The sequence below is a fragment of the Mariprofundus sp. EBB-1 genome, from assembly GCF_003665155.1.
Lineage (GTDB): Bacteria > Pseudomonadota > Zetaproteobacteria > Mariprofundales > Mariprofundaceae > Mariprofundus.
In genome coordinates, this window is the sequence record NZ_RCFQ01000002.1 from 153,080 (window position 1) to 173,202 (window position 20,123).

Consider the following 20,123-nt stretch of genomic DNA (forward strand, 5'->3'; position numbering starts at 1 on the left):
GAATACATGGAAGCAAAACCCACGGTCAGGAACCTGAAAATTCCACTTAGGGTTATTCAGGTGATTTATGTCAGTATTTTCAGGGTGACAGCCATGGCAGATTCGAGGGCGCTACGGTCACGGCGGATCTTGGTTAAAGCAGTTGCCCCAAGCCAGAGGTTGTAAAGCACCAGCGCGGAGTCTGTAGCATTAATGGATTCGGATAGTGAACCATCCGCCTGAGCAGTGATGATGCTCTCGGCGATCATGTCAACAATCCGACTGGTGCCATGCTCAAGGCTGATACGCATAGACTCAGACAGATCAGAAACTTCGCCACCGAGTTTTACAACCAGACACTTTCCATCCGTACCATCAGTAGATTGGCTATCCAACCACCGTTGCCAGTAGTTGATCAGTCGGTCACGACCATTCCCATCACTTTTTATTAGAATTTTTGACAGTTGTTGATGATATTGGGTGAAATAACTGTCCAGTAATGCCTCGCCAAAGCCTTCTTTGGATTTGAAATAGTGGTAAAAAGAACCCTTGGGTACACCTGCAGCGGACAGGATCTCATTCAGTCCGACAGCTGAAAAACCCTTGCCAAGAATAATCGGCTTGGCGGTATCAAGAATGTGCTGGCGTACGTCAGTATGTTCATCACTCATGGCGAGATAGTAGCTACAATTAGACCAGTCGTCTATAGAGGCGTTTTGATCATCTATCAGTATTGCTAGTGTAGGTCAGTACATAGTAGATAAGTGGAACGGTTGATTTGAATGATATATTGCAAGGGGATACTCCAAAGGAGATAGCTTAAATGTGTGGGCTTTACTATTTGAACCACCATGCCACTGCAGCTAAAATAAACAGTAGATAGACCATAAAAATAATGCTCACACCACGCTTGAGCGCCACACTTTGGCTGCTACGCAACAGATAAACACTGCCGATAATCACTACTGAAATTTCAAGAGAGCCAAGCCACAGGCCAAAATATTCGGGATTCCAATATGACAGCGGACTGATGAAACGATAATCAGAAAACGGAAAGAGATGTTGGTGTGCATCATTATGATGAAAGGGGAAATCAAACAAGGAGTGGCAGAACATACTGGCAAAAAATATTGACCATGCAGAGAGCCGTGCACGCCATGCGACAAAACAGGCCAATGCCAGTAATGGGAAAGAATGAAAGGCATTAAACCACATCTGCCATGCTGGCTGATGATATAGGTCGCTCCAAATCACACGCTCAGCCATGCCCTGATATTTTTCCCATAGATAAAATACCAGCATCGGTGCATCGGCAATCAGTGCTCCTGCAATAATCGCCAGAGCATGTTTTTCTCGATGTTTTTTACCCATCAGCAACAGATTGATGATGGCATGGGCTGGCGTATTCATTGTTTTAAACCTTACAACACTTGATGTTGTCCATCGCAAAATGTATCTGTTTTACTATATTTATATTGGCGGAAATAGCTATCGGCTATAAAAATCCATGCATAAGAATATGGCTTGATGCAATCAGCTGTAAAGACTCGTTGTTCGCCACTGTCAGTTGAAACGTAGATTAACGGTACCTGTCAATGACTAATACATTCGGATATATGCGTACTTCATTGCTTGGATCGTAACTCTAAAGATGGTTCGTGAATTCAACATGCAAGATGCAACTCGAATTACCGGCTGTATCCCTCGAACACCTTTGAATAATCACTATTTTACAGTCTCATCAAAAGAGGACTATAATACCCGAGCATTATAGTCAGATATAATGACACGCAACTGCGGGTACAAGGAGATTCACAATGAAAACGATGTTGGTAACAATTTTGAGCGCTTTACTGTTTATGTCGGCACCAATGGTCGCGTCTGCTCATGGCGCCCTGTCCGAAATAGCTACGATCATCATGCATTTGAATCATTATCCGACTACGGACGATAAAAAGGTACTGGCAGAGATCGCTGCTGACCCGCAGTCCACTGCTGGAGACAAGATCATCGCCGAAGCGCTGATGCGCATGCAGCACCAAGTTAAAGGAGCGGATGCGGATGCATTGCAAAAGCTGGCTGGCAATGATGCCACTCCGGCGGCTGAGAAGGAGCTTGCCACGATCATGCTCGGCATTGCTCACCATCCGTCGAGTGCGGATGTAGCACAATTGAAAGCCATCGCCGAATAGGTTCACTTGTCAGGGAATGCTCGGCCCGCATTCAGAAGAAAGGCTCATGCCATTAGGGGGTATATTCATTGCATCCTGCAAGAAATTAGCTCGCAAAAGAAAAATTGTGATTTTATTGCATGTTGATGCAGAAGGGAGACCTTCAAGAATGCCGGGGATGATATCAGTTGGAATTTGAAGTTGATGCGGATGCAGTGTCAGTGCGCAATATGGACAGTGGTGAGCTTCTACCTGCCACGCGGTTGTATTGGTTTGCCAGGAGTACATTTCCCCCCGAGACAGCATTATCCGGAGATTGAAAGTATCACAAAACTTCCAATCTCCGGATATACTGTCCGTTATTTAGTGAGGTATTAGCTGTTTTTACCTTCAGAACGCAAAATCACACAGGATAATGGTGGCAGGGTTATTTCTACGGAATAGGACTGATCCATCCATGCTTTATCTTCAGTATCTACGCCACCGGCGTTACCGATATTTGAACCACCATAGGTTTCTGCATCACTATTCATGATTTCTTTATAATGCCCTGCAGCAGGCACACCCAGACGATAATTATGACGTGGTACTGGTGTTAAGTTCAGTGCGACAATGACAGGGCCACCGTTTTTATCACGACGGATGAAGCTCAAAATGGACTGTTCAGCATCGTTGCAGTCAAGCCATTGGAAACCAGACGGGTCAAAATCTACTTCGTGTAGGGCAGGCACATCTTTGTAGAGATGATTCATGTCGCGCATCATCAGTTGCAGACCACGGTGCGGCATGAAGTTGGATTGATCCCATGGCAGGGAAGCATCAAAATCCCATTCCGGCCACTGGCCGAATTCCAGACCGTTGAATTGCAGTTTTTTACCCGGATGGGCGTACATGAATGCATAAAGTAAACGCAGGTTGGCAAACTTCTGCCAGTCATCGCCAGGCATTTTTTGCGGCATGGAGCCTTTACCATGCACTACTTCATCATGCGAAAATGGCAGGATGAAATTCTCGGTAAAGGCATAAACCATGGAGAAGGTCAGCGCATGGTGATGGTAGGAGCGGTGAATAGGATCTTCTTCAAAATAGGAGAGCGTATCGTTCATCCAGCCCATATTCCATTTCATGGTAAAGCCCAAACCACCCAGATAAGTCGGGCGGGAAACCATAGGCCATGAGGTAGATTCTTCGGCCATGGTAACAGCACCCGGGAAGCGTTCATGCACCAGACAGTTGAACTGTTTTAAGAATTCCACCGCTTCAAGGTTTTCGCGACCGCCATATTTATTGGGAACCCATTCATCGGCTTCGCGGGAATAATCCAAATACAGCATTGAAGCCACTGCATCGACCCGTAAACCATCAATATGATATTCATCAAGCCAGAACAGGGCTGAGGCGATAAGGAAGTTGCGTACTTCATTGCGGCCGAAGTTGAAGATATATGTGCCCCAGTCTTTGTGTTCACCCAGGCGTGGATCCTCGTGTTCATACAATGGTGTACCATCAAAACGTGCTAAACCATGTGCATCTTTAGGGAAATGAGCCGGCACCCAATCGAGAAATACACCGATGCCTTTGAGATGACAGTAATCGACAAAATAACGGAAATCATCGGGTGTACCAAAACGACTGGTCGGGGCAAAATAACCAACTGTCTGATAGCCCCATGAACCATCAAACGGATGTTCGGTGACTGGCATCAATTCGATGTGGGTGTAACCCATCCATGCACAATAATCGACCAACTGATGCGCCAATTCACGGTAATCGAGGAATTTTTCTCCATCATCGCCTGCGCGTCGCCACGAACCGGGATGTACTTCATAAATACTCATCGGTTTGTCGGCAGCCTGATTGACCGGACGATTGGCTATCCAATCGGCATCACTCCATTCAAATGCTTTGCAGTTGTGTACCACACTGGCGGTGGCAGGGCGCAATTCCATCTGCTGGGCGTACGGGTCGGTTTTTTCAAATACATCACCGTTTTGAGCGCGGATTTCAAATTTGTAGGTTTCGCCTTCACACAGGCCGGGAATGAAAATTTCCCAAATACCGGTTGAACCGCGAACACGCATCTGATGTTCACAACCGTTCCAGTGGTTAAAATTACCGATCACTGAAACACGCGATGCTGCCGGTGCCCAGACCGCAAAACCAACGCCGGATACACCTTCATGCTGGCGCACATGTGCACCCATGATACGGTATTTTTCAAAATGATTGCCTTCTCCAATCAGATGCAAATCCATTTCACCAAGGAATGGACCAAAGCGATAGGCGTCATCTTTTTCCCAGCGATGGCCTTCAGCGTTTTCGATGCGCAAACGGTATGGCTTTTCAAAATCACCACCTTTCCAGTGCTTTTCGAATACATCTGTGCCTTCAATACGGGTCATGGCTTGCGCTCTACCACCTTCTGGTAGTAACCACATTTTTTCAGCCTGAGCTTTCATGGTGCGGATGATGACACCACCTTCGGGATGCTCATGTACGCCCAGCCAGGCAAATGGATCATGGCTGCGTGCTTCAATAATAGCCCATGCTTCAGGTGATAAAATAAGTTTTTCCATGTGTTCCTCGCTTAAAAACTATTGAAAAGGTGTTCTGATTTCATTGCATGCATTGTGATCAGGTGATGACTGTGGGTTTATCGCGGCCACTGAGTTGGCGCAATTTAGAAATAGCATCGGCAGCAGTAATCATATCAGCCAGAGCATCTTGTGCATCGAGCCCATGTTTGTCGCTGTCAGCTTCATAGGATTCCAGATAGACGCGAATGGTGGCTCCACTGGTGCCTGTACCAGAAAGACGGAAAATAATGCGTGAACCATCTTCAAAGAGGATACGTACACCCTGATTCTTGCTGATGCTGCCATCAACAGGATCGGTGTAGGCAAAGTCATCACAGGTTTTGATCAGGCGCCCTGCCAGTTCAGTGCCGGGTAGGGTTGTGAATTGGTCGCGCACATTTTGTAGTACTTGTTCTGCAGCAGCTGAATCGACACCTTCGTAATCATGGCGTGAATAATAGTTGCGACCAAAGCGTTGCCAGTGATCGTTTAAGATCGATGCAACAGACTCTTTGCGTACAGCAAGAATATTTAACCAGAACAGTACAGCCCATAGGCCGTCTTTTTCGCGCACATGATCCGAGCCAGTTCCAAATGATTCTTCACCGCACAGCGTAACGCGACCGGCATCCATAAGGTTGCCGAAAAACTTCCAGCCGGTTGGAGTCTCAAAACAATCGATTCCCAGTGCTGCAGCAACTCTGTCTGCAGCGGCAGAGGTGGGCATGGAACGCGCTACACCTGAGATACCATCTTTATAGCCTGGAACCAAGGTGGCGTTGGCAGCCATGACAGCAAGAGAATCACTTGGTGTGACAAAGAAGTGATCGCCGAGCACCATATTGCGATCGCCATCACCATCAGATGCAGCTCCGAATGCAGGTGCATTGTCACCATATAGAATATCTACCAGCTCATGTGCGTAGGTCAGGTTAGGGTCGGGGTGACCACCGCCAAAATCTTCTTTTGGCTCAGCATTGATTACGGTACCAACAGGCGCTTGTAATATGCCTTCGATAATGGTTTTGCCATAAGGGCCTGTCACGGCATGCATGGCATCAAAGACCATGGAGAATTCTCCAGCCAGTAGTTCGCGAATGGCATCAAAATCGAATAGCGATTGCATCAAATCAGCGTAATCGGTTACCGGATCAATCACCTCAACCTGCATGCCGGCCAGCTCAAAGCTGCCTTGTTTATCCAGATCAATATCCGGGCATTGGGCAATGAGATAGTGGGAGATGTCGCTTGTGCGTTCAAAGATAGCTTCGGTAACCGCTTCGGGAGCCGGGCCACCACTGCCAATATTGTATTTGATGCCGAAATCTTCATCCGGGCCTGCAGGATTGTGGCTGGCTGAAAGGATCAGGCCGCCAAAGGCTTTGTATTTGCGGATCACGCAAGATGCAGCCGGTGTGGAAAGAATGCCACCCTGGCCTACGAGTACTTTAGCAAAGCCATTGGCCGCTGCCATTTTTATAATAATTTGAATAGCTTCGCGATTGAAATAACGCCCGTCACCACCAACAACCAGTGTCTGGCCTGAAAAATCACCAATGGAATCAAAGGTGGCCTGTACAAAGTTGGCTAAATAATGTGGCTGCTGGAATACTTTTACTTTTTTTCGTAGGCCTGATGTGCCTGGTCGCTGCCCATCAAATGGCTGAGTTGAAATAGTGTTAAGTGACATGCAATGAATCCCCTCTCTAACTGGCGGCATACTAGCGGAACCTGCATCTTATAACCAGATGGCGAACAGCATCGTATGATGGTAGTGTGCGCTTCGGAAATATGTTGATATAAAAACATGGGGGAAGGTAATGCCACAGATGGAGCGAAACATTAGTACACTGACAGCCAATACCGTTGCACTGGTTCTGGCTGGAGGGAGAGGCTCTCGCCTTAAACAACTGACGGATTGGCGTGCTAAACCCGCTGTGCCGTTTGGTGGTAAGTTTAGAATTATTGATTTCCCTATGTCTAACTGTATCAATTCGGGTATTCGCCGTATTTCGGTAATTACTCAGTATAAGTCGCATTCTTTGCAGCGTCATCTTCAGCGCGGCTGGTCGTTCATGTCAGGGCAATTTGGTGAGTTTGTTGAAGTGTTGCCAGCTCAGCAGCGTATGGGTGAAGGCTGGTATGCGGGTACCGCCGATGCAGTGTATCAAAACTTGGATATTATCCGTCATTATGATCCTGAATATGTGATTGTTCTGGCAGGGGATCATATTTACAAAATGGATTATGGTAAAATGATTGCTGCACATGTGGCTAAGGGTGCAGACATTACCGTTGGGTGTATTCCTGTTCCCTTGGAAGAGGCCAAAGCCTTTGGCGTGATGGCTATTGATGATGAGTCACGCATTGTCGAGTTTGCTGAAAAACCGGACAGTCCTAAATCCATGCCCGGTGACGAAGCACAATCATTGGCTTCAATGGGTATTTATGTCTTCTCTGCCCAGTATTTGCGCGAGCGTCTGGTTGAAGATGCTAGTAATGGAACATCAACGCATGATTTTGGACACGATTTGATTCCGCATGCCATTGAGCATGACAACGCTTTTGCATTCCCCTTCCTGGATGCCAATACCAGCGCTTCAGGTTACTGGAAAGATGTCGGAACCATTGACTCTTACTGGGATGCCAATATCAATTTAGCCGAGATCAATCCGGATTTGAATCTGTATGATGAAAACTGGCCGATCTGGACCAATCAGGATCAACTGCCGCCTGCAAAATTTGCTTTTGATACTGACGATAGACGTGGCATGGCTGTAGATTCCTTAGTCTCCGGCGGTTGTTTGATCACCGGTGCGGTTGTGCGTCATTCGGTACTGTTTTCAAATGTGCGTGTGCACTCCTATTCGGTTGTCGAAGATTCAGTGGTGTTGCCGGATGTTACGGTCAACCAGAACTGCCGACTCAAACGTTGTGTGATTGATAAAGGCACCATTATTCCAGAGGGCACCGTGATTGGTGAAGACCTGGAAGAAGATGCCAAGCGCTTTAATGTGTCTGAAGGCGGTGTTGTATTGGTTACACCTGAAATGTTTGGTCAAAAGTTACACGAACTATAGTCGATTTTTAACATATTTTTCATCTTAGGGCTGTTTTATACAGCCCTAAGTTTTTTTATACGATGCGCTGCATCAAAACCAGCGAGGAGCTACAATGAGTAAACCACTGTCCGTTATTTTTTATTGGCATATGCATCAGCCGTTTTATCGCGAAGCTGATACAGGCCGTTATCACCTGCCATGGGTCTACCTGCATGCTATGAAAGATTATACCGATATGGCTGAGATTTTATCTCAGATACCTGATGCAAAGGCTGTAATTAACTATGTACCTTCTCTGGTGGCTCAGATTGAAGATTATGCAGAACATCTGCGTGACTATCTCAATGGTACACAACATGATTTGAATGATCCGTTATTGGCTGCTTTGGCGCATAAGCCGGGTCAATTACAGCAGCAAGATCATGCATATCTGTTGGAATCATGCTTTCGTTTAAACCATGAGCGAAACCTGCATCGTTATCCGGACTTTTCACGTTTGTGGAATATGGCTGAACATGCCAAGAGCCATGATGCAGTAGAGTATCTGGGTGAAAGTTTTTATTCGGATCTGGTGACCTGGTATCATCTGGCATGGCTGGGTGAAACAGTACGTCAGCGTAACTTTGTGGCGCGGCGTTTGATTGAAAAGGGTACAGGCTTCACCTATCAGGATCGCCGTGATCTGTTGACCCTGATTGCATCGTTGTTGGCGGAAATTCCTTCCATGCACAGGGATCTGGTTGCATCGGGTCAGGTGGAATTGACGACTACACCCTATGCGCACCCGATTATTCCATTGATGCTGGATTTCAATACAGCGCTTGAGACAGTACCTGATGCTATAATTCCAGCCGAGCAATATCCGGGCGGGCGTGAACGCGCTCAGGATCATATTGATCTGGCCCGTTCCCATCATGCAGAGCGATTTGGTAGTGTGCCAGCCGGTTGCTGGCCGGCTGAAGGGGCAGTATCGAAAGATACGCTAGCTATGTTGGGTGAATCCGGTTTCCAGTGGTGTGCTACAGGTGAATCAGTCTTGCATCACTCCATGAAATTCAATATTCGTGAACAGCAGGGTAACCGTGATCTGTACCATCCATGGCTGGTGGGTGACGGTGATCAGGAAATCACCTGTTTCTTCCGTGATGACCGCTTATCAGATCTGCTTGGTTTTGAATATTCTCGCTGGGATTGTCAGGACGCGATCAATAACTTCATGCATGAGTTAGCCGGTATTCATCACCGCACCAAGGGCATGGAGGCACCTGTTGTCTCTATTATTATGGATGGTGAAAATGCATGGGAACATTACCATGAAAATGCACTGCCATTTTTAACGCAACTGTACCAATCCATTATAGATCATGAAGATTATAATCTTACTACCTTTAGCGACTATCTGGCGGCAAGTCCGGCAACTGACAAACTGGATAAGTTGACCTCTGGTTCCTGGGTGTATGGCAACCTCTCCACCTGGATTGGTGATCGTGCTAAAACACGTGCATGGGAGCTGTTGATTGATGCCAAAAAGGCCTTTGATGCGCATGCTGATGCATTGAACGCTGAGCAAAAGGCTGATGCGACCGAGCAGTTGCGTATTTGTGAAGGTTCTGACTGGTGCTGGTGGTTCGGTGATTATAATCCGGGCGCTGCTGTACGTGATTTCGATCAGCTCTACCGTCGTCATTTGAAAAAGTTGTATCAATTGCTGGGATGTATTGCACCAGCCTCATTGGATGAAGATATTTCTCGTGGTGGTGGCGATGCTGAAGGTGGCGGAACCATGCGTCGTGGCGGAGCTGATTCCTAAATCAATATTTCCTTAAGGAGATGCTGAATCATTCAGCTTAGCTTAAAAACAATAAGCTTGGAAAATTAAACGAAAAAAGGCGATGCATCTTGCATCGCCTTTTTTCGTTGTTCTATAAGTGCTACATATTATGAGGCTTTTTTGACAAACTCCGACTTGAGTCCCATCTGGCCGATGCCCGGTATTTTACAATCAATATTGTGATCACTATCGACCAAACGAATATTCTTAACCTTAGTACCAACCTTTGCCACTGAAGATGAGCCTTTGATTTTCAGATCCTTGATCACTGTAACGGTATCACCGTCGGCTAGTTGGGTGCCGTTTGCATCACGTACAATAAACCCACTAGCTTCCTCAGCTTCACCTGTATCCGTTGCTGTCCATTCGTGAGCGCATTCAGGGCAGACAAACATACCGCGATCTTCGTAAGTATATTCGGAATTACATTTTGGACAATTGGGTAGTGTGGACATGGATCACCTCGATAGACTAACTGTCACCTTTATAGATGAAGGGTCAGTAAAATAGGTGCGTAGTGTCGAATGAATAGGGTTCAATTGCAAATACTAACTGTTGTGATGGCAATAGATGTGTTGGCGATGAAATTAAATAGCTGTTATTGTCTTGCTTCCTAATTATACCAAATAAAATATTAAATTTTGGATGACAAATGAGTGCATGGATTGATCGCCGCAAATCAGCAGTTTTGTTACATATTACTTCGCTTCCCGGTCCTTTTCATAAAGGCGTGCTGGGTCAAGAAGCACACGATTTTATCAATGATTTAGCTGGTGGAGGATATGGTGTTTGGCAGTTTTTGCCATTAGGCCCAACGCATGGTCATGGTTCGCCGTATGAATCCCTCTCTACTTTTGCTGGCAATGCAGAGATGCTTGATCTGCGTGATTGTGTTGCACAAGGCTGGTTGGACGGGGCATTGTTGGGTGGTGAAATGTCAGCCAAACAGCATAAAGAGCTGCGTGATAAGGCTGGCCAGATGTTTTGGTCGGAAGTGGAAAATAATCCGGTGCTAAAAGAGCGTGTGAATACCTTTCAAACGACACAAGCTTATTGGTTAAATGATTATGCACTATTTGCTGCGCTGAAAGTAGCCTTGAATGATCTTGCATGGTGGCAGTGGCCTGGTGCTCTACGTGATAGAGAGCCGGAAGCTTTGCAGGCTGCTTGTGAAGAACATGCGGAACTGATTCAACAGATTGTGTTTGAACAGTTTCTTTTTGATACGCAATGGCATGCACTGAAAGCGCACGCTGAATCTCGTGGTATTCAGATGTTTGGTGATTTGCCGATTTATGTGGCGCATGATTCATCAGACGTATGGGCTGGGCGTGAATTTTTCACGTTGAATAAGAAGGGGCTATGTCTGGATGTGGCGGGTGTGCCACCGGACTATTTTTCTGAAACAGGTCAGCGATGGGGTAATCCGCTATACCGTTGGGATAAGATGCAGGCTGATGGTTTTTCCTGGTGGGTGCGACGAGTGTCTCGCCAGCTGGAGTTGATGCATATGCTGCGTATCGATCACTTTCGCGCTCTGGAAGCCTTCTGGGCAATTCCGGGTGACAGTAAGGATGGTGTTGTTGGAGAGTGGCGTCCGGCACCTGGTGAAGCAATGTTACAAACATTGCAGCAGGAGCTTGGTGAGCTGCCTTTGATTGCAGAAGACCTTGGCATTATCACGGATGAAGTGACGGCCCTTCGAGAAGCCTTTGGTTTACCGGGAATGAAAATTTTACAGTTTGCCTTTGGTGGTGATGCAGATAATCCATATCTACCGGGCAACTTTGGTGAAGATGCTGTTGTCTATACAGGTACGCATGATAACGATACTACCATGGGCTGGTTTGAGTCATCCGAACAGCATGTGCGCGATCATGCCTTGAAGATACTCGACGCCAAGGCTGAAGATATGCCATGGGCATTGATTGAGTCGGCACTGGCTTCTCCAGCTGAGCTTGCTGTGATTCCGATGCAGGATTTGTTGGCGTTGGGCACAGAAGCGAAATTCAACACGCCCGGGACACTGGCAAATAACTGGTCATGGCGTTTGTCATCGCTGCCGGATTCAGATGCAGTATGCTGGACGCGTTCGGCTCTCCTGAATAAGGAAACGCAACGCACGTAGTAAAGCGCGTGGCAGGTAGCAGAGAGATTAGTTGTTACTGACTTCAACAAAGCTTTCGCATTGTCTGTGGATGGTTGCGAATAGAGCTTGAGTGGAGGCCAGCTTCTCGATGCGATTGATCGTGGCACTGGATACATCGGTATAGGTTTCCATGAACGTGGTTTTATCCTTCTCTTTGCGGATGAATAATTTGCCGCGTACATCGGCCTGTTCTTCTACCTTCTCAAGCCAGTCTAACAGGGCGGGTTCCTGATTCTCATTGGCGTGATACCAGATAAATGCATCAGGCATGACATGCCTCCAAAATGGTGATGTTTGTGTTGTTCTCTAAGGTGAGCTTGGTATCAGATGCTATAGCTTCAATAGGTAGTAGTGCAATGCCAAAACAGATGCCGTTGTCATCCATCGCGGCAGATTTTAGTTCGCCGATATTGGCACTGCTGCGAATAGGGCAGGGTAGCTCTACGGGCTTGGCATCAAGCTGTACACGATAGAGTTTCTTTTTAATGCCGCCGCGCCAATGCATGCGACTGGTTACTTCCTGCCCAACATAACAGCCTTTTTTGAAATCCACCCCGTCAAACTCAACCAGGTTGGCGTTGAGGGGATGCAGACGTTCATCCCATTCCATGCCAAATTGAGGGAAGCCATGCTGAATACGCAGTGCTTCCAGTTCGTCCGTTGTAGTCTGATGGTGACTGCTTTTATCAATCGCTGTTGTTGCAGTGATGGCCCAATATGCGTTGGGGCTGTGCTGCATTGCTATGGCAAAGCTATCTTCACCCGCCTTGCTGGATTGAGATAGCCAGTTTGTATCGGGCGCTGTAAGGCCGAAATTTTTCAGGCCATCTGCAGCATGAGTGCCATACACGGCAGCAACGGCAAGGCTATCTACAACACCTATGCGTAGCTGGTGACCAAGTGCAAATTGACGTAATCGTGCAACGGTTTCTACAGCGTGTGATGTAGGTGTGAGTAGAATCAATTCATCATGGTGTCCTGAGAGAATATAGACTACCGAGACCGCTTTGCCTTGTGGTGATAACAGCGCACTATGGATGGCTTGTCGGGCACCCAGTTTGTCCATGTCCTGGGTGATCTGGCCTTGCAGATATTCACGTATAGTAGGGCCTGAGGCCTTGAGTACGGACCAGTAGCTATCTTTGAATATGATATATGATTGTTTTATACGCTCTGCTGTTGCTTTGGAAATGGTCGGAATATGATTGTTCATTAAATACCGTTTACGCGTTGAACACGCGCTCCTACGCCTGTGAATAGTGTGTAACTGATTGTATCCAGCTGTGATGCTATAGCACTGGCCGGGTGTTGTTCTCCCCAAAATTCTACAAGATCACCTAATGCAGCATCCATATGCGTGACATCAACCATGCTATAATCCATACAGATGCGACCAATGATGGGGCAGCTTATGCCGTTGATAGAGACTGAACCAATTCCCGACAAACCGCGTGGTACGCCATCGGCATACCCGAGCGAAACGGTGGCTAATCGCATGGCTTTGGGGGCAATGAATGTTGCTCCATAGGAGATTGCTGCACCGGCCGGGATATCACGCAGTTGCATGATACTGCCGAGCAAGGTCATCACAGGCTTCAGTCCCAGCGTGTTTCCTGCTACGGGTTCAATGCCATAGAGTGCAATACCCGGGCGTACGACATCCATGTGGTGTTCGGGCATTGAGATCATGCCGGCACTGTTAAGCAAAGAGCGGGGTAACTCTGGTGCAATCGTTTCACAGCATTGTATGAACGTTTCAAGTTGAAGTTGATTCATTGGATGCTCAGGTTCATCGGCACAGGCTAAGTGTGACATCAGACCACAGATGCTGATGCCTGCTTCTCTGCATTGTAATATCAAAGCTGCCGGGTCAATCGCACCGAGGCGATGCATGCCTGAATCTATTTTGATCCACACATGGCCATGAAAATCAGCGGCTTGAAGCCAGCAGATGTGTTGAGGTTCCGTGATGACCGGGCTTAAGTTAGCCCGGCATGCCAGGCTAGCATCATGCTGGCTAAAAAGGCCGGAAAGCGGTGTGATATCAGCGTGATGTGTCGATGATTGCATCGTCAGGTGTTGACGTAATGCTAATCCTTCTTGTGCATCGGTTACTCCAAAGTGTGTGCAGCCTGCAAGGTGTAAGCTTGTGGCAATGCTTTCCATACCATGACCATAGGCGTTGGCTTTCACTACAGCCATGATATCAGTAGAGCCGGCCTGTATGTTGAGCAGGGTATAATTGTGCAATAGATGGCCATGATTGATTTGTGCGATAGCACTTCGACTGCTGATCACAGGGGCTGTTGAAGAGGCTCCTTCGGTAGGGCTCATATCAAGCTTAATCGGTGTTGAAATAAAATGATATTATACTCCACTTTTGTGTCGATATTTTGACGCCAGGTTGACCAGTCTGTTGAAGATCAGGTTAAAACGCTGTGAAGGCTGAACGAATTTAATCAGTGCTTCAAGCTGTATGCCTGCATAGAGATGATTGATATCCAGCATGTAGGCCTGTGGTGTGTATTGGTATTAAATTTGCTTATTGTCTGAGTGTGCGTTGTTACTGTAGTAGATAAGCATGGGGGTGCAGGGAAAATGGAAATATCATGTTGAATGATTTCGTGGGTCAGAAATGAATGCTATGCATGCTTTAATGATGCCTTTGTCGGGCGTTAAGAGTCGCTTGTTTATTGTATTGCTGACTATTTTTCTGATCACACCGGCGCACGTTGAAGCGTTGGGTTTTGGTGCTCTTTCGCTGTCCAGCCATTTGAACCAAGCTTTGAAAGCTGATATTCCCATGCTGCTTAATGATGCCGATGATATGAAAGCGGTACGTGTGAAGTTGGCAACGCCGAAAGAATATGAACAACTTGGTCTCCAATGGCATCCTGATTTGTCGCGTATTCGGGTATTGATTCAGAATAGGTCATCAAACCACCCGATAGTGCAATTGCGTTCTACAGGTTTGATAGATGCACCGATGTTATCGATTGCTCTCAAAGCCAATAAATCAGGGCGTGGTACATACTTTAAACATTATAAGTTGATGCTGGACCCGGTCGAAAGAGCACAGGGTAGTGCGCAGAGTAGTCCATCGCCGCTGTTACCTCTTGAGGTGTTATCACTGAAAAAGAGCCAATCCTCCCCCGGTATGGAGGCAGACTGGGCTCGTACATGGCGTTATGGGCCTGTACAGACGGGCGATTCCCTGAGTGAAATCGCTTATCGTTTGCGTATTGATAAACGCTTCAGCAATAAACAGGTGATGCTCTCTCTGTATGAAAAAAACAGGGCTGCATTCGTAGATGGAAACATTAATCGTTTAATTAAGGGGGCTTGGCTGGAAGTACCACGAGCAGACGTGGTTGAACAATATGGTGGAAGCAAATCAATGCAGAAGATTTCCAAGCTGATGCAAGGGACACATTCAGCTACAAAATCGCGGGTAAAAACCAGTGCCCAAACTGATTCTGCAGCTGTGAAAGCTGCTGCTCCTGTTGATCATGGCTTACGTTATAGTGGAAAAATCGCATTAAATGATCCCTCAACTGTGCATGCTCTCAATGCGGTGTCGGAGTTAAGGTCGGATATGGGGCAACAGTTTGAGAGTCTTCATAAGGTGATGATGAATGGTAAACTGCAAATGACGTCACTGGATGAAACGATATCTACACTGAGTTTATCTATGCAGGGTGTTAAAACTGACATTCATCGCATGCAAAAAGATATCGAAATGATCAAGACCCGTACTCAGGCATTATCGGCTCAAGAGTCATCATGGTTGAACTGGCAGTTTATCTTGATTGTTGTTCTGTTAGTGGCCTTGATTTGCATGCTTCTGATGTTGATGATGCAACGGAAAACAAGTCCGGATAAATCAGCGGCTTATGAATCGCCTAAACGCACTGGCGAGCAGGATCATGGGGTAGATAGTGATCATCGTCGTCAAGTCGTGGCGATGAAGGATCGACAGCATGCCAGGCCAGATACTGCTGCTAAAGGAAGCACTATCGATAGCGATGATGAAGGAAAACATGCTGACCCGAAAGCGGACTCTCTATCTGACGACGTAACAGGTTTACTCAATCAGATAGAGGAAGAGCTGGGCCAATGCCATTATGAAAAAGCCGAACAGCTTCTGACTAAGGTGGATAGCCAAAGCCCTGATTCTCTCAAAGCATCGGCATTAAAAGCGCAATTGTATCATGAGACAGCCCGTTTTGATGAAAGGAATGCCTTGATCAATCAGCTCAGTGAACGCTCTGATGAGGCACGCTGGGAACGTTTTTGTTATTTTCTACCGACGCATGTCTGGAATGCGTGTTTTGGTGATTCGCTATCATCAGATGACACGCAGCAATCGGCTTAGGTATTGACGGTGAAATATTGATGGTTGTGAGGTAAAGAACATGGTGCAAGCATCAGTTCGTAAAGTGAATCGGCATCAGGATGTCACCATAAATCTCATGAATGGAGAGATGCTTGAAGGGCATATGCTCGGTTTCTCACCGATCATGAATACATTGCATTTTTTTGATAAGGCTCAAGCTGAGGAAGGTGGCTCCCGAAAACTGGATATCGAAGATATTGTCTATATCGGGCTGCATCATGCAGATGATGTGGCTGTAGAACATTCAAATAAATCACAGCATCTGGATGCGTTGAAAATAATCACAGTTAATCTTGATAGTTTTGAAATCTATGCATCTCCTGCCATGTCCAATACCCCCGGTTTTTTTGCCGTTGGCAGAGACGATAGCTTTCCGTATGAACGTATGTTTTTTTATCATCATGGCATCCGTTATCAGGAAAAACCGGAACGCCTTGGTGATCTACTGATTGATCAGCACAGCATCAATTCTCAAGAGTTACAAAATGCTCTGGAAGCACAGTCGCAAAGCATGCCTTCATTGGGTGATGTGTTGAAAGGTCTGGGAAAGGTGGAGGATCGTGATGTAGATCATGCCCTGACCTTACAGAACCAGCAGCGCATGAAGTTGGGTGATCTGCTTGTTGATCAGGAGTTGGTGACAGCGGGTGATGTGCAGGAGGCCTTGGATCATCAGTCGGCCAATCCGGAGGTAAAGCAGCTTGGTCATATTCTGATCGAGAAAGGGAAAATTCAGGATAAACATATCGATAAGGCACTGGCCATTCAGAGCCGGAAAAAAATGCGTTTGGGTGAAATTCTGGTGGAGGCCGGGTTAATTACTGAAGATGATGTGAAGTTTGCCCTGGATGAGCAAAAAGTACGTGGCATGCGTATTGGTGAAGTATTACTCAGCTCGCAGGTGATTACCGAAGATGAACTGCTAACGGCATTGGCGAAGAAGTTTCGTTTGCCCACAGTTGACCTGGACACCTATGAAGTCAATCCGGTGGCGGGTACTGAAATAGGCCGGGATGTGGTTGAGAAATATCAGATCATGCCGATTAATACCGATGCACACTCATTGACCATTGCGCTGGCAGATCCGATGGGGTTGGAAGCGTATGATCAAATAACCTTTAAGACTGGTAAAAAAGTGCATGAAGTGATGGTGAAATCGTCACAACTAAAGAGTGCTATAGCCGGATTGCTTGCAGAAGATTTGGCGGATGAAGAGTTGTCGTGTGAGTTCCTGCAAGGCGAGGATGTCGATTCGGATGAGCCGATGAATGAGCTGGAGATCACCCAGTCTGCTGAGGATGCTCCTATTGTGCGTTTGGTGAATCGTATTATTCGCAATGGTATTAGAAAAAAAGCATCCGATATCCATATTTTACCACAGGCCAAGAAAATTATTCTGGCATATCGACTCAATGGGCAACTGTTGTCAGATAGTGCGCTGGATAAGGGCTTATGCAAACAGATTTCCGCCAGAATCAAGATTCTATGTGGTATGGATATAGCCGAGCAGCGCATGCCACAGGATGGTCGTTTGCAGTTGCGCGATGGCAAGCATAAATATGAATTTCGTGTTTCTTGTATCCCTAACACCTTTGGTGAATCACTGGTGCTGCGTGTATTAAATAAAGAGATGGCTGTTGAGTTGGATGTGCTTGGCTTACGTGAAAAGGATATGCATCAGCTCTCGATTATGGCGCGCAAACCGTATGGTTTAGTGCTGGTAACAGGCCCGACCGGTTCCGGTAAATCAACCACGCTGTTTGCATTGCTAAAATCAATTTCACATCTGCCTGCCCACATTTTAACCATTGAAGATCCGGTTGAATCAGAAATCGATGATGCCAATCAGATTCAGGTGAACAGCAAGATCGGCATGACCTTTGCCCGTATTCTGCGCAATGTACTCAGACACGATCCTGATATTATTATGATTGGTGAAATGCGTGATCCTGAAACGGCAGAAATAGGCATTGAAGCAGCGCTTACCGGCCATCTGATGTTTTCCACCCTGCATACCAACTCTGCTGTTGATACCATTATTCGTTTGAATGATCTGGGTATTCCGAACTATCTCATCGCTCCTGCATTGCTTGGTGTTATTAGCCAGAACTTGCTCAAAAAACTCTGTATGGAGTGTCGGGCTGAGCTGGACAGAGATGATCCTGCCTTTACCATGATAACCGATCTCGGTTTGGATAAACCTGACCATTTGTATAAGGCTGTAGGCTGTGAGCATTGCAATCAAACCGGTTATGCTGGACGGGTGATGTCTTATGAGTTTCTTGTCGTCAATGAGAAGGTAAGGCAGGCCATTCACGATGGTGTGAAAGGGCAGGAGATGCAGCGCATTGCCTCAGAGAATGGTATGCTGCCTAAATCACAGTCGGCACTGAAGTTGGCCGCTGATGGCGTCATTGATTATAACGACTTTATCTATTCAGTGATTTAACCAGCAAGGCGCGGCGATTCTCTGGCATACCTTGCGCAATGACATATAGGGCATTGCATTAAAGTATTAAAAGCATTTACCGCGAAGTACGCAAAGTAAACCCTTATATTTTAATGTGTTGGGTTTTACCTGTATAAACCACTCTATAGCGATTTGATGCAGATCTCTATTTTTTACAAGAGTAGTCTTTGACTTACTTTGCGAAACTTTGAGGCAAGGTGAATCGAGTTTGCGAGAGAGAAGGTGCCCTGGGGTAACTCTGCGGTGAAAATAGTGGGTAACGATAGTGACGCTAGGGTTTTTCTAATGCGATGACCCTGTCTTGGTATAGCGATGTCGTAGCATCCGTTTAGATTGATGAGTAGTGTCCCGAGCATGCAAACAGCCACTGATTCCTATTTCCTATTCCGCTTGATCAATGATGCGCATTCACCAGTCGGTGATATGTTTTTTGGTGTGGTGAGTGGTTTGGGTGATGGGCTGGTGATCGCACTGCTCTGTTCGCTGGTGATGTTATTTCATCTGCGGTTGGGCATTGCATCCATGCTGGCATTTATTGTTTCAGGTCTGTTTGCACAGTTATTGAAGCGTATCTTTGATATGCCACGGCCGCCTGCAATCTTAGATAATGTGCATGTGCTGGGACATAGTTTGACCAGTCACAGCTTCCCATCCGGTCACTCCACTTCCGATGGTGTTATGGTGTTGCTGGCCTTTCTGATCTGGTCGCGATTTGATTTGAGAAGTTGGGCTATTGCGGCGTTGTTTGTACTGGCAGCGATTGGTCGCATTTATGGGGGCGTACATTTCCCTATTGATGTGGCAGTAGGGTTAACGCTTGGTATGGCTACCATGTGGTTGTTCTGGCGTTGGTCGAAATGCTGGCCGATAGAGAGCTGGCAGGCGTCTCAATGGAGCTGGAAAACCCCGGGTTTTATTGTTGCCGTACAGGCTGCTGTGTTGGGGTTGGGTTATCATATGCAACCCTCGACGGCACAACCGTTGGCACTTATTATGCCGGTGGCAGCATTGCTTGTTCTGATGCATGTATGGAAGGGCAAACTTGGCTAAAGACAATGAAGTAAAAGTACATTTTGAACTGCTGGAGATGCCTGATCGGATTGAGGGTATTTGTAAATTATTGCTCAGGCGTGCGCGCCTGACTCCGCATCTGTTGATTCTCTGCCCGGATGATGCTTTTGCAGCGCAACTGGATGAACGATTGTGGACGATACATCCTGAATCGTTTCTTGCCCACGCTATTGCCTCTGATGATGTGCAATCAAATAGCCAACAGCCGATTCTATTATCAACAACCATTCATCGTGATAACCAACCGGCGGTGTTGGTGAACGGTGGTTTGGAAGTGCCGCCGGATGTGTCTGGTTTTACACATCTTGTAGATTTTGTGGATGGCTGGGATGAACAGTTGAAACAGGCTTCACGAGAACGCTTTCGTACCTATAGGCAGATGGGTTTGGAGCCTACTTATTTGGGTAAAGGAGGCTGA

General features: G+C 46.6%; 16 protein-coding genes. 8 read left to right on the forward strand and 8 right to left on the reverse strand.

Annotated elements, in window-relative coordinates; translation table 11 throughout:
- Positions 1-65: 65 nt before the first annotated feature.
- Both D8Y20_RS01695 and D8Y20_RS01700 read right to left on the reverse strand, forming a co-directional pair.
- Positions 66-650: a TetR/AcrR family transcriptional regulator gene (locus D8Y20_RS01695; RefSeq protein WP_121541294.1), complete on the reverse strand. Its 585-nt coding sequence runs from the start codon at positions 648-650 to the stop codon at positions 66-68.
- Positions 651-816: 166 nt separating this feature from the next.
- Positions 817-1,389: a hypothetical protein gene (locus tag D8Y20_RS01700; RefSeq protein WP_121541295.1), complete on the reverse strand. Its 573-nt coding sequence runs from the start codon at positions 1,387-1,389 to the stop codon at positions 817-819.
- Positions 1,390-1,796: 407 nt separating this feature from the next.
- Between D8Y20_RS01700 and D8Y20_RS01705 the strand changes: the two genes are divergently transcribed.
- Entirely contained in the window at positions 1,797-2,171 is a 375-nt protein-coding gene (locus D8Y20_RS01705; RefSeq protein ID WP_121541296.1) for a hypothetical protein, read from the forward strand.
- A 353-nt stretch (positions 2,172-2,524) separates the two neighbouring features.
- Here D8Y20_RS01705 and glgB read toward each other — a convergent pair whose 3' ends face one another.
- Positions 2,525-4,726, reverse strand: a complete 2,202-nt coding sequence (gene glgB, locus D8Y20_RS01710) for a 1,4-alpha-glucan branching protein GlgB (protein ID WP_121541297.1) — start codon at positions 4,724-4,726, stop codon at positions 2,525-2,527.
- Positions 4,727-4,784: 58 nt separating this feature from the next.
- Positions 4,785-6,416 carry an alpha-D-glucose phosphate-specific phosphoglucomutase gene (locus D8Y20_RS01715; RefSeq protein ID WP_121541298.1) on the reverse strand — a complete coding sequence of 544 codons (1,632 nt, stop codon included), beginning with the start codon at positions 6,414-6,416 and terminating at the stop codon, positions 4,785-4,787.
- Positions 6,417-6,546: 130 nt separating this feature from the next.
- Between D8Y20_RS01715 and glgC the strand changes: the two genes are divergently transcribed.
- Entirely contained in the window at positions 6,547-7,806 is a 1,260-nt protein-coding gene (glgC, locus tag D8Y20_RS01720) for a glucose-1-phosphate adenylyltransferase (RefSeq protein WP_121541299.1), read from the forward strand.
- Between the two features lie 94 nt (positions 7,807-7,900).
- Complete coding sequence (locus D8Y20_RS01725) at positions 7,901-9,598, forward strand: glycoside hydrolase family 57 protein (protein WP_121541300.1); 1,698 nt, start codon at positions 7,901-7,903, stop codon at positions 9,596-9,598.
- Between the two features lie 128 nt (positions 9,599-9,726).
- Here the strand turns inward: D8Y20_RS01725 and D8Y20_RS01730 are convergent, their stop codons facing one another.
- Positions 9,727-10,074, reverse strand: coding sequence for a zinc ribbon domain-containing protein YjdM (locus D8Y20_RS01730; RefSeq protein WP_121541301.1), 348 nt, complete (start codon positions 10,072-10,074; stop codon positions 9,727-9,729).
- A gap of 197 nt (positions 10,075-10,271) precedes the next feature.
- On the opposite strand from D8Y20_RS01730, the gene malQ reads away from it, so the two are divergent.
- Complete coding sequence (gene malQ, locus D8Y20_RS01735) at positions 10,272-11,747, forward strand: 4-alpha-glucanotransferase (RefSeq protein ID WP_121541302.1); 1,476 nt, start codon at positions 10,272-10,274, stop codon at positions 11,745-11,747.
- A gap of 27 nt (positions 11,748-11,774) precedes the next feature.
- On the opposite strand, the gene D8Y20_RS01740 is transcribed toward malQ, so the two are convergent.
- Genes D8Y20_RS01740 through alr form a run of 3 tightly spaced genes read right to left on the reverse strand, consistent with a single transcriptional unit; the run spans position 11,775 to position 14,102 of the window.
- Positions 11,775-12,038: a hypothetical protein gene (locus tag D8Y20_RS01740; protein WP_121541303.1), complete on the reverse strand. Its 264-nt coding sequence runs from the start codon at positions 12,036-12,038 to the stop codon at positions 11,775-11,777.
- Positions 12,031-12,981: a folate-binding protein YgfZ gene (locus tag D8Y20_RS01745; protein WP_121541304.1), complete on the reverse strand. Its 951-nt coding sequence runs from the start codon at positions 12,979-12,981 to the stop codon at positions 12,031-12,033. The genes D8Y20_RS01740 and D8Y20_RS01745 overlap by 8 nt, the downstream gene beginning before the upstream one ends.
- A complete protein-coding gene (gene alr, locus D8Y20_RS01750) occupies positions 12,981-14,102 on the reverse strand; it encodes an alanine racemase (RefSeq protein WP_121541305.1) in 1,122 nt (373 codons plus the stop codon). Before alr ends, D8Y20_RS01745 begins: the two co-directional genes overlap by 1 nt.
- Before the next feature lie 301 nt (positions 14,103-14,403).
- Between alr and D8Y20_RS01755 the strand changes: the two genes are divergently transcribed.
- The 4 genes from D8Y20_RS01755 (at position 14,404) to D8Y20_RS01770 (ending at position 20,123) form a co-directional block, all read left to right on the forward strand.
- Positions 14,404-16,143, forward strand: a complete 1,740-nt coding sequence (locus D8Y20_RS01755; RefSeq protein WP_121541306.1) for a FimV/HubP family polar landmark protein — start codon at positions 14,404-14,406, stop codon at positions 16,141-16,143.
- Positions 16,144-16,183: 40 nt separating this feature from the next.
- Entirely contained in the window at positions 16,184-18,613 is a 2,430-nt protein-coding gene (locus tag D8Y20_RS01760) for a GspE/PulE family protein (protein ID WP_121541307.1), read from the forward strand.
- Positions 18,614-18,970: 357 nt separating this feature from the next.
- Positions 18,971-19,684: a phosphatase PAP2 family protein gene (locus D8Y20_RS01765; RefSeq protein ID WP_236075183.1), complete on the forward strand. Its 714-nt coding sequence runs from the start codon at positions 18,971-18,973 to the stop codon at positions 19,682-19,684.
- Positions 19,677-20,123 carry a DNA polymerase III subunit chi gene (locus D8Y20_RS01770; protein WP_236075184.1) on the forward strand — a complete coding sequence of 149 codons (447 nt, stop codon included), beginning with the start codon at positions 19,677-19,679 and terminating at the stop codon, positions 20,121-20,123. Before D8Y20_RS01765 ends, D8Y20_RS01770 begins: the two co-directional genes overlap by 8 nt.

Coding starts and splice junctions, on each gene's coding strand:
- D8Y20_RS01730 (WP_121541301.1), bottom strand. CDS start 10,074: ATGTCCACACTACCCAATTGTCCAAAATGTAATTCCGAATATACTTAC.
- D8Y20_RS01715 (WP_121541298.1), bottom strand. CDS start 6,416: ATGTCACTTAACACTATTTCAACTCAGCCATTTGATGGGCAGCGACCA.
- D8Y20_RS01700 (WP_121541295.1), bottom strand. CDS start 1,389: ATGAATACGCCAGCCCATGCCATCATCAATCTGTTGCTGATGGGTAAA.
- alr (WP_121541305.1), bottom strand. CDS start 14,102: ATGAGCCCTACCGAAGGAGCCTCTTCAACAGCCCCTGTGATCAGCAGT.
- D8Y20_RS01755 (WP_121541306.1), top strand. CDS start 14,404: ATGAATGCTATGCATGCTTTAATGATGCCTTTGTCGGGCGTTAAGAGT.
- D8Y20_RS01725 (WP_121541300.1), top strand. CDS start 7,901: ATGAGTAAACCACTGTCCGTTATTTTTTATTGGCATATGCATCAGCCG.
- D8Y20_RS01765 (WP_236075183.1), top strand. CDS start 18,971: ATGAGTAGTGTCCCGAGCATGCAAACAGCCACTGATTCCTATTTCCTA.
- D8Y20_RS01695 (WP_121541294.1), bottom strand. CDS start 650: ATGAGTGATGAACATACTGACGTACGCCAGCACATTCTTGATACCGCC.
- D8Y20_RS01705 (WP_121541296.1), top strand. CDS start 1,797: ATGAAAACGATGTTGGTAACAATTTTGAGCGCTTTACTGTTTATGTCG.
- D8Y20_RS01745 (WP_121541304.1), bottom strand. CDS start 12,981: ATGAACAATCATATTCCGACCATTTCCAAAGCAACAGCAGAGCGTATA.
- D8Y20_RS01740 (WP_121541303.1), bottom strand. CDS start 12,038: ATGCCTGATGCATTTATCTGGTATCACGCCAATGAGAATCAGGAACCC.
- malQ (WP_121541302.1), top strand. CDS start 10,272: ATGAGTGCATGGATTGATCGCCGCAAATCAGCAGTTTTGTTACATATT.
- glgB (WP_121541297.1), bottom strand. CDS start 4,726: ATGGAAAAACTTATTTTATCACCTGAAGCATGGGCTATTATTGAAGCA.
- D8Y20_RS01760 (WP_121541307.1), top strand. CDS start 16,184: ATGGTGCAAGCATCAGTTCGTAAAGTGAATCGGCATCAGGATGTCACC.
- glgC (WP_121541299.1), top strand. CDS start 6,547: ATGCCACAGATGGAGCGAAACATTAGTACACTGACAGCCAATACCGTT.